Below are 10,887 nucleotides of genomic sequence, written 5' to 3'. Positions count from 1 at the left end.
GGTCAATCAGGCCGCTGACTCTCGGGCGGAAGAATTATCTGTTCATGGGGTCCGAAGGCGGCGGCAAGGCCGCGGCGATTGCCTACACTCTCATCGAGACAGCCCGCATGAACCGCGTCGATCCGGAAGCTTGGCTGACTTGGGTGCTAACCCACATCGCCGATCACAAGATCAACCGCATCGACGAACTTGCGCCCTGGAATTGGCAGCCAAGTTGATTGTCAACGGCGGTCACGCCGGACGGATACGCCCTACGTGCGGATTCATCAGCTCAGGCTAATACAACTGCATATCGGACGAAGGAGTGGACCATCATGACCCGTGACGAAATGATCCGCGACGCACGCACCCGGGCCGGGACTCTTCCCGCTGTTTTCCTGGTCTACGGCATCCTTCTGGCGACTATGGTGGCGACCGGCTTCGCAATGGTCTGAGCCAGCAGCTTTGCCTCAGGCGGCGCCACCGCCTGATCGCATGCAGGCGCTGTTTTGAAAACCGGCCTGAATGAAGAGACCCGCCGACGATACCAGTCGGCGGGTCTCCTCGTGACCGGTGCAAGCGGCACCCGTCAAACGTCGGCGGCTTCGCCAACGTTTTCCACGCCGCGCTCCTCCAGCAATGTGGTCAGCCAGTTTGGGTCCATCTCGGGCACCGAGCTGAGCAGCAGGTCCGTATAGGGGTGGTGCGGCGGCGTGAACATCTCGTCCTTCGGCCCCTGCTCAACCACCTTGCCGTTCTGCATCACCACCACCTCGTCGGCGATCGCGCGCACCGTCGCCAGGTCGTGAGTGATGAACATGTAAGCCAGATCCAATTCCTTTTGCAGCCGGTCCAGCAGCTTCAGGATGCCTTCGGCCACCAGCTGATCCAGCGCTGAGGTGACCTCGTCGCAGATAATGAAGCTCGGCTCTGCCGCCAAGGCGCGGGCAATTCCGATGCGCTGTTTCTGGCCGCCGGACAGTTCCGGCGGATAGCGGTTGTAGAATTTCGAGGGATCCAGCTCGATCAGATCGAGCAGTTCGTCGACGCGGTGTTTCAGATCCGCCCCGCGCAGCCCGGAATAGAACTGTGCAGGCCGGCCAATGATCTCGCTGATCCGCACTTTGGGATTAAGAGCGGTATCAGCCATCTGATAGATCATCTGGACTTGGCGCAGCTGATCCTTGCTGCGGTTCAGGTAGTTCGGCGGCAAGGGCTCGCCGTTGGACAGGACCTGGCCCTTCGACGGCGGCAGCAGGCCGGTGATGCAGCGCGCCGCGGTGGATTTTCCCGATCCAGATTCGCCCACCACAGCGACGGTCATGCCCCGGTAGATGTCAAAAGAGACATCATCAAGCACCTTGACGCCACCGGTGTAAGCCGCATCCACGTGCTGAACCGAGATCACCGGCTTCTCGCCCTCCGGCCGTGACTGCTGCGGCCGCTGGTAGCTGCGCACGGCCCAGAGCGACTTGGTGTAATCTTCCCGCGGGCTCTGCAGCATTTCCTCGGTCGGCGCCTGCTCGACCTCCTCGCCCTTTAAAAGCACCTTGATGGTATCCGCCATCTGCGCCACCACTGCAAGATCATGAGTGATGTAGATCGCCGCCGTATTGAACTGGTCAACGATGTCGCGGATCGCCGCCAGCACCTCAATCTGGGTGGTTACGTCCAGCGCGGTGGTTGGCTCGTCGAAGATGATGAGATCGGGTCGGCAGGCCATCGCCATGGCTGTCATCGCCCGCTGCAACTGGCCGCCCGAAACCTGGTGCGGATAGCGGAAGCCGATCTCCTTGGGGTTCGGAAGGCGCAGACGCTCGTACAGGTCCATCGCGTCCTCTTGCGCCTCCAGCCGCTTCTGGATGCGGTAGTGCAGCGGCGCCTCGGTATGCTGGTCGATGATCTTGTGAGCTGGGTTGAAGCTGGCCGCTGCGGATTGCGCCACATAGGCGATGCGTGATCCGCGCAGGGCCCGCTTTTCGGCTTCGGAAGCGGTGGTCAGCTCCATCCCGTCGAATTCGATAGAGCCCTCCGAGATCCGGGTGCCGTCGCGGGCAAAGCCCATGGCGGCGGCGCCGATGGTCGACTTGCCCGCGCCGGATTCCCCGATCAGCCCCATCACCTCGCCACGGTGCAGCTTGAGATCGACGCCCTTGATAATGGGCACCCATTCCTCTCCGGTGTAGCCTTCGATACGGAGGTTCCTTATGTCCAGTAGGACCTGTTTCTTATCAGACATGATGATTACTCCTTCAGGCCAGAGGACCGGAACAGCATCCAGTCGACCACGAAATTGACGGCCACGGTCAGTAGCGCAATGGCCGCCGCCGGGATCAGCGGCGTGATTTCGCCAAAGGAAATCATGGTGGCGTTCTCACGCACCATCGACCCCCAGTCCGCTGTCGGCGGCTGGATACCGAGACCTAGGAAGCTTAGCCCTGCGACGAGAAGAAAGACAAAGCAGAACTCGAGACCGAATTCGGCGATCAGCGGTGCGGTGGAGTTCGGCAGGATCTCCTTGCGGATCAGGTACCAGGTCTTCTCGCCGCGCAGCTTGGCTGCTTCAATATAATCCATCACCACGACATTACCCGCCACCGCACGGGTCAAGCGGAACACCCTGGGGGCATAGATGATCGCCACAGCTACGATGATCACGGTAACCTGCGGGCCGAAGATCGACAGCATCAGCAGCGCGAAAATCAGTGAGGGGATCGACATGATCACATCGGCAAACCGTCCCATGAACTGGTCGAACCAGCCGCCCTTTGTCGCCGCCAGCAATCCTGCAAAGGCGCCCATGAAGAAGGCCGCAAGAGTCGCCAGGAGGGCCAGCCCGACTGTGTTGCGCGCGCCGTAGATGATCCGGCTGAACATATCTCGGCCCAGCTGGTCCGCCCCGAGCAGCATATTTTCATCCGGCATTGCAAAGGCCGATGCGATCACCTCGGATTCGCCGTAGGGCGCAATCCAGGGCGCAAAGATCCCGGCGATGGCATAGGTGAAGATCACGAACATCCCGAAAGCCGCGGTCAGCGGCGCGGTCCGGACCTCCTTGGAGATATTGGCCGGTGCAATGATGACGATAAACTCCCGGAACGCGAAGGAGATGCCGGCCGCAAAGGCCAGCAGCCCGGCCGCGGTGGCGACGAAACGCAGCGCGGGCACGCCACCGACGATGCCAAGCACGAAGCTAATCAGGGTCAGCGAAAACAGGGTCAGGAAGGTCGGCCGCTTCTCGTAATAGGCCGCCAGGCAGGACGAGGCGATCAGGCAGGCGAAGTAGATTATGACAAAAACGCTCATGATGCCTCTCCCTTATTTCGGATGCCGCAGGCGCGGGTTGGTCAGGATGGCCGCGACATCCGCCGCCAGGTTCAGAAGGATGAAGGTCGCCGCGAAGATCAAGCAGCAGGACTGCACGATCGGGAAATCGCGTTTCGACACCGCATCCACCAGCGCCTGACCAATGCCGGGATAGACGAACACCACCTCGACCAGCACCACGCCGGTAATGAGATATGCAAGGTTCAGCGCGATCACGTTGATGATGGGCGCCCAAGCGTTCGGCAGCGCGTGGCGCACGATCACCTTCCACGGCGGCGCCCCTTTCAGGCGCGCCATCTCAATGTAGGGCGAAGCCAGCAGGTTGATGATCGCCGCGCGCGTCATGCGCATCATGTGCGCCGTGACCACCAGCACCAGAGTCAGTGCCGGCAGGAAGGTCCGGTCCAGAAGCTCCCAAAAGGTCATGCCGGGCCTCAGGCTGGAAATGGCCGGGAACATGCCGGTCTTCACCGCCAGATAGAGGATCAGGATGTAGCCGAGGAAGAATTCCGGGCTGGAGATCGAAGTCAGCGTCAGCACATTGACCACACGGTCGAACAGCGTGTTGCGCAGCAGCGCGACAACGATACCCAGCGTCACTGCAAAGGGCACGGCAATCACGGCTGCGTAGGCGGCCAGGAACAACGTGTTGATGAACCGTTCGGTAATGATGGTGCTGACACGCTCTCCGGTCACGATCGAGGTGCCGAAATCGCCGGTCAGGGCGTTGCCGAGCCACTCGAAATAGCGCACCACAGCGGGCTTGTTCAGCCCCATCTGCTCGCGCAGGGCGGCCAAGTTCTCCTCCGTCGCCCCCTGTCCCAGCACGGCTTGGGCAATATCGCCGGGCAAGAGTTCAACCATGAAGAAGATGATCACCGAGATCACCAATAATGTGAGCAGGCCAAATCCAAGCCGTTTGGCCACAAGTCCTAATAGATCCCCCATGAACCTCTCCTGTTCTATATCCGGCTTTCTTGCGCCGGCTTTGGGCCCCGTAGCCGCCGCAGCAGGCATGCAGCCCAGCGGCGGGTGTGAATGGGCTCCGGGATCTCCAGAGCCCAAGTCCGCCGGAGCGGGGATCAGCTGGTGAACCACCAACGGCTGGCGGCGCGGGCACCGTCGTTCTCCCAGCTCGCAGCAAGGTTCTCGGGTGTCCCGACATTCGCGCGGTTGGCGTAGACGAAGTTGTTGAAGAAGGGGATGATGGTGCCGCCATCATCGCGGGCCAGAAGAGCCATTTCGCGGTACATCTCAGCGCGCAGACTGTCGTCCAGCTCGGCTTTGGCCTGCAGCAGAAGCTCGTTGAAGCGCTCGTTCTGCCAGCGGCTCTCGTTCCAGGCGGCGTTGTCCTTGTAGGCCAGTGTGTACATCACGTCCGGAGTCGGACGCGCGCCCCAGCTGACCAGGGTGAAGGGCTTTACCAGCCAGACATCGGAATAATAGCCGTCGTTGGGTTCGCGCACGACCTTAACGTCGATACCCGCGGCCTTGGCATGTTCGGCATAAAGCACCGCCATGTCTACCGCGCCGGCATAGACGCTGTCGGCGGTCGACAGGCTGACCGACAGGCCCTCGGCGCCGGCCTTCTTGAGCAGTGATTTCGCCTGGTCCGGATCATATTCCCGCTGCGGGATGTCGTCGGGCCAATAGGGCTGCGCCGGCGAATGATGGAAATCATTGCCCTTGGTGGCGGCTCCGAAGGCGATCTTCTCAATGATCTCGTCGCGGTTCATCGCCAGCTTCAGCGCGTTGCGCACGTCCGGATTGTCAAACGGCGCCGTATCGCAATGCATTGGCATGGTGATCGCACCCGCCGAGGGGATGTTGTGGATCACGATGTTGGGGTCGCGCTGCAGCAGCGCCATGGTCTTCAACTCGACCAGCGACACCGCATCCACATCGCCGGTGACCAGCGCAGTCTGGCGCGCGTTCGGGTCGTTCAGCGTGATAATCTCGACCTTGTCGAAATAGGCGCCTTCGCGGTGCCAGCCGTCATGGCGGGACAAGCTGAACTGAACCCCGAATTCGCCCGCGTCGATCTTGTATGGCCCCGAGCCGTCGCCGGATTTCCAGTCGATTGTTCCGTCGTCATTCGCCGGGCAGATCGCCAGGTGGTAGTCGGTCATAAGCCACGGGAAGTCAGCGTTGCCCCCTGTAAGGGTAACCACGACGGTATGGTCGCCATCCGCCTTGATGTCGGTCACGTCCGACAAGAGGGCCTTGGCCGCAGAAGTGGTCGCGTCGCCACGATGGTGGTTGAGCGAGGCCACCACATCATGAGCGGTCACCGGGCGGCCGCTGTGGAAGCTGGCATTGCTGGTGATCGTGAAGGTCCATTCCGACGCGTCGACGCTGGCCTCCCAGCTGTCGGCCAGATCCGGGCCAAGCGAACCGTCGCCATTGATCATCGTCAGGTATGAGCGATGGGTATGAGCGAGGAATATCATCACCCGCGTTAAATAGGTACCGGGATCATGGGTGTCGGAGGTATTGCCGTCGTGAATGCCCCACCGGAAGGTGCCGCCGCGTTTGGCCTGAGCGGCTGCCTTGGTGGTCCAGAGACCAGTCGCCGCCGTGGCGGTCATGCCGGCGGCAAGCGAGTAGTGCATGAAGCTCCGGCGCGAGATGCTGCCAGCGCGGGCTGCCTCAGCCAACCGGTTCATCAGTTCCTGGTTCTTCTTGGTCATGTTTACCTCCTGCTTTTTGGGCGTTGGCTTCAAAATTGTCTTGTGCGGTTGAACCCCTTGATAGGATAGGACACGGTCGCGTTTCTGCAGCAGCGCCCAACTACGATATGCCTTATCGAAACATGAAGTCGCTCTAACCTCCAAACAAAAAAGACATTTTTTTGAAACTCGCGGTCCCATCACCTGCCCCGGCCGTATTGCGTGCGCCGGAAATCCCTTAGCGCGGTCAGGGACGCCTGCGCAGAAAATTTCAGACGGCCTTTGTCAGTGGTCACAGGAGCGGCCGGTACCGGCAAGACCTCGGTGATCTGCGCCATCATTCGCGCTGTACGGCAGACTGAAGGCGACGGGGCACCGATCACCGTGCTGGCGCCGACCGGTAAGACCTCCCACCGCGGCGTGCCAAAATGCACGGACGTGAGAGCGAGCGCGTTACCACGGCCACGGTCCATTCTCGCTTGGCGAAAGGCGGCTGGCTCAACAACAACCTCATCTTCAAGCGGTCCGACGGCAAACGCGCCCGGAAGCGGAACAATTGTCGTTGGTGAAGCGTCGATGCTGGACCTTGTCCTTATGGCCAGCCTCATGCGTGCCATCGACTGGCGGCAGGTAAGACGCCTGATCCTGATCGGTGACCCCAATCGGCTTTGTCAGGTTGCTGACGCATCGGCGGGGTAGTTTTCTGTCATGCTGAACATCGAAGATTTGTCGCGGATCAAAGGCTTCCGGTTTCCACGGAGTGTGATTGGTTACGCCGTTTGGGCCTATTATCGGTTCACTCTGAGCCTGCGCGACGTCGAAGATCTGTTGGCGGAACGAGGTGTCACAGTCTCGTACGAGACGATCCGTGACTGGGTGAACCGGTTCGGGCATCAATTTGCCGCAAAGATCCGCCGGGACCGTTCAGCGCCGACGACAAACACAGCCCTCTGCTGTTAATGCAACGGACCCGTTGCAGGACATCATTGTCTGCGGGTGGCAATCTGCAACCATCGCACCAGGCGCGAGGACCTAGACCTGCTTATTGAAGAAGTATCGCGGATCGGTCCCATTCTGAAGAACTGCGATAGAAGTGATGCTGTGCGGGAAAGGTGAACCCTACCAGCCGATTGCACAAACCAGTATCGTCTGTAGGCTTCTATAATACGCTGCCGTTCAGACCTGTTGCAACCATCCAGAAATGTCACCGGCTGCGCAAAGCAGAAAGGTCACCAGAGGCGCCGGCGGGTGTGGGAAAAGCCTACCCCTAGCTCGGCCCAGCCTTGCGGCACTCCCTCTCGGCAAACACCATGCGGCTCGCTACATCTGCAACATCCTCACGCTCATAGCTGGTGCTGTCGTCAAGAGTTTCACCGGCACGGCCAAAGTTCACCCACTCGGAGTTCAGACTAAAGGTAGCACCGGTTGGCCTATGAATGAGCCTGTCGCCCTCCCAATGAAACTGATCTTCAGTAACTTTCGTCATTTTCACTCCTATTCGAACTCAACTCTCTGGGGGGCATCATCGCCGCACCCAGTTTCCCGTTCCTTCTGGCAGGCATGGGCAGGCATAGAATGCACCCCGATCATTTGGCGGATCGGCCAGATTCATAATCCAACCGAACACGGCTACGCCGCGCTCACCCAGTTGCAACATCGGATTGGCTATTTCGGGCCGTTCTTTTGCCGTCGATATCGGGCCGCCCGGATTTTCTCCACACGCCTTGACCCAGGCAGTTGGCCTCCAGCGTGGGAACCTGCAGGAAGCAGGCCTGAAGGCCGCTATTACCTCTATTTTTTGATCAAAACATTACAGCTTATGCAGCCATTCATCGATCTCTCGTTCGGCTTCTTCCTTCCGGCGGCCATACCGCTCCTGGATCTTGCCAACCAGAGCTTCGCGGCGCCCATCAATCTGATCCCATTCATTATCAGTGATTTCACCCCAAATCTGCTGTGCTTGGCCTTTAAGCTGTTGCCACTGGCCTTTGACCTGTTCCCAGTTCATATCAATCTCCCTCCTCGAAAGTTGCGTGTTACGGTAAAGAAACGCTGGAACCCAGCTAGTTTTTCCGGCGGGTTCCCAGCGTCCCGCCAAAAGCCCTGCTTTAGCGGCACGGGCATACTTTAAACTTTCACTGATATAGCGCTGCCAGGCAGGATTCTCCGCGGCACTGCATCAGATCACCCGTGATGCGCACGAGGCCTGCATTGCTCGCAGCGAACGAGGAAGCAGCATCTATTGTGCGCTTGGCACTAACATCGCCTGCTCCGTGAAGTCGCCTATTGCCATAGGCTGCGGCAGCAGTAGCCTGCTGCTAGGTGTTTTCTTCGGAATGGGAGAGCAGTTTTCTCAACGCTTCTTGCAACGCCTCGGGCATGCTGAGGTAGCTGATAACTGGCGAATCGTCAAATCCTGCCGGCAACTCCTCGGCGGTATCGCCATCCATAACAACAAGGACTGGTACTTCTAGCGCACGCACATTCCTTGCAATCTCACCGAGAGATTGTTGAGAGTGGCCCGCTATCAGCAAGGCCGCCACAGCGCCTGTGTCTTGGACATTCTCTGCAGCTGTGATCGGCCCGACAGCATAGAAGCCTGCGTCGGCTAGAATGCTCTTGGCTGCATGCCCGGCCAAGAGGTCGGTTCCCGCGATGAGGATAGAGGCCTCGGCTTGTTCTATCGAAACAAGCCTGTCGACACGTTCATCGGTATCGAGAATTCCGACATCAGCGGAGGAAACGCCGACCGCGCCGCGTTCGTCGGTCCCGCCCGACAGTTCGTCAGCTTCGAAAGCGAGGCGCAGCAAGGCGCGCACGGCAGCCGAACGGCTGGGCATCTTGTTCTCGAAACGCCAGTTATCGACGAGTTCGATCTCGTCGTTGGTCAGCATCAATTGCAAGCGTTCAGCGCGTTTTGGTTTTTCGTCTGCCAATGAATGCCCCCTATCTCCGGCATTTTCCATTGAGTTGCCAATGTTTGCAAACCCATAATCCCAAGTCAGAGGAGCAATTGGCGGCGCGATTTCTGATCTCCTGCGCGGAGAATGGCGAACTGTTTCAGAACAGAAGCGATTTCAGTGGCATCCAGGTCCCCATTGCCATCATCATGCAGCTCTCGGTCAGGGACACAAATCCCAGAGGAACCTTGGAGCCTCCGCCCGCGCAGGCACATTTGAGCGTGCGCCTTTCGATGTAGACGGCATTGATGATGCTGGCCGCTCCGATCGCCCCGATCAAGAATGCAACTGGAGCGGCGATCCAAGTCAGAGCCCCTGCGGTCATGAGGATGCCTGCAAGCCCTTCGGCGAACGGGTAGATCTTGCTGTAGATTACCCACCGGCGAGCCAGCAAATCGTAGGTAAGAAACATGGTCGAGAAGCCTTCGACATCCTGCAGCTTCTGAATGGCAAGGAGAGTCATAGACAGGGCGATAAACCACTCTGCCGCCCGGAGTGTGAAAAGTGTACCAAACTGATGCCATGACAGCGCGAGTGCCAGCAACAGGGCTACCGAAAAGATGGCGATCACCGGCTGATAGCTTGCATCACTCCGCGTCTCCTGCGGGGAGGCTAGGCCGAAATGGACGCGCAGATCATCATATCCACCTATCCGCTCGCCGCCGATGAATGCCTGCGGCGTGGTTTCGACCCCGTGCCTTTCCATGAAATCTTTGGTCTCTTCCCGCGTTTTAAGATGGTAATCCAGCACCCGGAAGCCTTGCCGTTCAAGCAGGTCCTTTGATTTCAGGCCGTAGGGGCACAGATGGCCGGGCGTGACCATCCGGTAGAGAGCGGCCGTTTTTTCAGCGTGGTCCTTTGACATCTTCCAATCCCCGTTGCGGCTCGCAGAGCGGAGTGGGTTTGCCCGCAGTCTTGAGGATCAAACCGGCCAGTACCCGATGGCTCCGTACCGCTCCATGGCTTCCTGGAGACTGCTGCGCTTGAGTTCTTCGACATCACGAAGGCGCGGGGCGTCCTCTATAGCCTGCTGTTTGACGCCGACCCGGATATTCCCTTCCGTCAAGTCGATCTCAGTGATCCACCCGGTTGTCACCACCACTTGCCTGCCGGGCAGCCAATTGCCGGTGTCGATTACCAGATACTGCAGTTGCCAGCCGTCGGGGTCTATCAGGAAATCAATGACCGAGCCGAACTCGCCATCAGAAGCTGCGACCGTGTAGCCCGAGACTTCTGCCATGCTGCGCAGATGCGGATCGCCGCGCTTCTCACTGGAGCGCCCCCCTTTGCCCAACGGATCAAGTCCAAGCTGGTCCATGGCCAATGCAGGCGAATAGGGGTCACTGGCTCCAATCAGAAAGGTCGGCCATAGCGGGATATCTTCTGCCTTGACGGTGCCACCGGTCTGCTTGCTTACCGGCGCATCAGATTCAGGCGGCACGGCCGATTTCAGCTGCTCCTCGGTCAATGCGACCGGAAATTCTTGTTCTGAGACATCTGGCGCTTTTAAAAGATCGGCCCCGACCAGGCTTTGACGCCCGGTCATGAAAAAACCTGAATGCACCACCAGATAGCGGACCTTCCAAGTGGAATCGTCAAAATAGAAGTCATCGACTCTGCCGGTCCGCCCGTCTTCGGTTCGGATCGCAAAGGTCTTCAGGTCGCTGTAGGAATGCAGCATTTTTGCCTCCCGTCTGGTTTGCTGTAAGGCTCCGGCGAAGACCGCGGTCCCATTGGCGCTGTGATGTGATACCCGTTGTTCATGGAGATCGACGAGGACAAGATCGACGACGCGGTTCTGGGACTGCTCTGGTTGACGCTGCATGATGAGCGTCGCGCCTGGAAGGGAATGGACTGGTCGGCACTGGATCGATTGCATCGGAAGGGTTTGATCCATGACCCGGTTAACCGGGCCAAATCTGTCGTGCTGACTGATGAAGGGCTACAGCGCT

Annotated in this window: 12 protein-coding genes and 1 pseudogene; 4 read left to right on the top strand and 9 right to left on the bottom strand. The window is 59.2% G+C overall.

Annotation, left to right across the window (positions count from 1 at the left end; translation table 11 throughout):
- The coding region (locus GKC28_RS25435) for a transposase domain-containing protein (RefSeq protein ID WP_174149735.1) at positions 1 to 218 on the top strand (218 nt) is incomplete at its 5' end.
- 350 nt (positions 219 to 568) lie between these two features.
- On the opposite strand, the gene GKC28_RS25430 is transcribed toward GKC28_RS25435, so the two are convergent.
- The 4 genes from GKC28_RS25430 to GKC28_RS25415 all read right to left on the bottom strand — a co-directional run bounded on the left by GKC28_RS25430 (position 569) and on the right by GKC28_RS25415 (position 5,996).
- Complete coding sequence (locus GKC28_RS25430) at positions 569 to 2,218, bottom strand: ABC transporter ATP-binding protein (protein ID WP_174149734.1); 1,650 nt, start codon at positions 2,216 to 2,218, stop codon at positions 569 to 571.
- A gap of 5 nt (positions 2,219 to 2,223) precedes the next feature.
- Positions 2,224 to 3,285 (bottom strand): ABC transporter permease, encoded by a 1,062-nt coding sequence (locus GKC28_RS25425; RefSeq protein ID WP_174149733.1) that lies wholly within the window; start codon positions 3,283 to 3,285, stop codon positions 2,224 to 2,226.
- 12 nt (positions 3,286 to 3,297) lie between these two features.
- A complete protein-coding gene (locus GKC28_RS25420) occupies positions 3,298 to 4,254 on the bottom strand; it encodes an ABC transporter permease (RefSeq protein WP_174149732.1) in 957 nt (318 codons plus the stop codon).
- A 134-nt stretch (positions 4,255 to 4,388) separates the two neighbouring features.
- Positions 4,389 to 5,996: an ABC transporter substrate-binding protein gene (locus tag GKC28_RS25415; RefSeq protein ID WP_174149731.1), complete on the bottom strand. Its 1,608-nt coding sequence runs from the start codon at positions 5,994 to 5,996 to the stop codon at positions 4,389 to 4,391.
- A gap of 201 nt (positions 5,997 to 6,197) precedes the next feature.
- On the opposite strand from GKC28_RS25415, the gene GKC28_RS26960 reads away from it, so the two are divergent.
- The gene (locus tag GKC28_RS26960; RefSeq protein WP_368041172.1) at positions 6,198 to 6,674 is read left to right on the top strand and encodes an AAA family ATPase; all 477 of its coding nucleotides are present in this window, start codon (positions 6,198 to 6,200) and stop codon (positions 6,672 to 6,674) included.
- Between the two features lie 9 nt (positions 6,675 to 6,683).
- Positions 6,684 to 6,890 (top strand): annotated as a pseudogene (locus tag GKC28_RS25405) (IS6 family transposase); the annotation flags it as partial.
- A 352-nt stretch (positions 6,891 to 7,242) separates the two neighbouring features.
- Here GKC28_RS25405 and GKC28_RS25400 read toward each other — a convergent pair.
- The 5 genes from GKC28_RS25400 to GKC28_RS25380 form a co-directional block, all read right to left on the bottom strand.
- On the bottom strand, positions 7,243 to 7,461 hold the full coding sequence (locus tag GKC28_RS25400) for a hypothetical protein (protein WP_174149729.1): 219 nt from the start codon (positions 7,459 to 7,461) through the stop codon (positions 7,243 to 7,245).
- Positions 7,462 to 7,785: 324 nt separating this feature from the next.
- Entirely contained in the window at positions 7,786 to 7,983 is a 198-nt protein-coding gene (locus tag GKC28_RS25395; RefSeq protein WP_174149728.1) for a CsbD family protein, read from the bottom strand.
- 310 nt (positions 7,984 to 8,293) lie between these two features.
- Positions 8,294 to 8,911: a hypothetical protein gene (locus GKC28_RS25390; protein WP_174149727.1), complete on the bottom strand. Its 618-nt coding sequence runs from the start codon at positions 8,909 to 8,911 to the stop codon at positions 8,294 to 8,296.
- 124 nt (positions 8,912 to 9,035) lie between these two features.
- Positions 9,036 to 9,800 carry a glutaredoxin gene (locus GKC28_RS25385; RefSeq protein WP_254604407.1) on the bottom strand — a complete coding sequence of 255 codons (765 nt, stop codon included), beginning with the start codon at positions 9,798 to 9,800 and terminating at the stop codon, positions 9,036 to 9,038.
- A 57-nt stretch (positions 9,801 to 9,857) separates the two neighbouring features.
- A complete protein-coding gene (locus GKC28_RS25380) occupies positions 9,858 to 10,616 on the bottom strand; it encodes a PRC-barrel domain-containing protein (RefSeq protein WP_174149726.1) in 759 nt (252 codons plus the stop codon).
- A gap of 81 nt (positions 10,617 to 10,697) precedes the next feature.
- Between GKC28_RS25380 and GKC28_RS25375 the strand changes: the two genes are divergently transcribed.
- Positions 10,698 to 10,887: DUF6429 family protein (locus GKC28_RS25375; protein ID WP_174148167.1), on the top strand; the 190-nt coding region annotated here is incomplete at its 3' end.

It is taken from the genome of Leisingera sp. ANG59, assembly GCF_013317235.1.
Classification (GTDB): Bacteria; Pseudomonadota; Alphaproteobacteria; order Rhodobacterales; family Rhodobacteraceae; genus Leisingera.
This window is presented reverse-complemented; position numbering and strand designations above follow the sequence as displayed.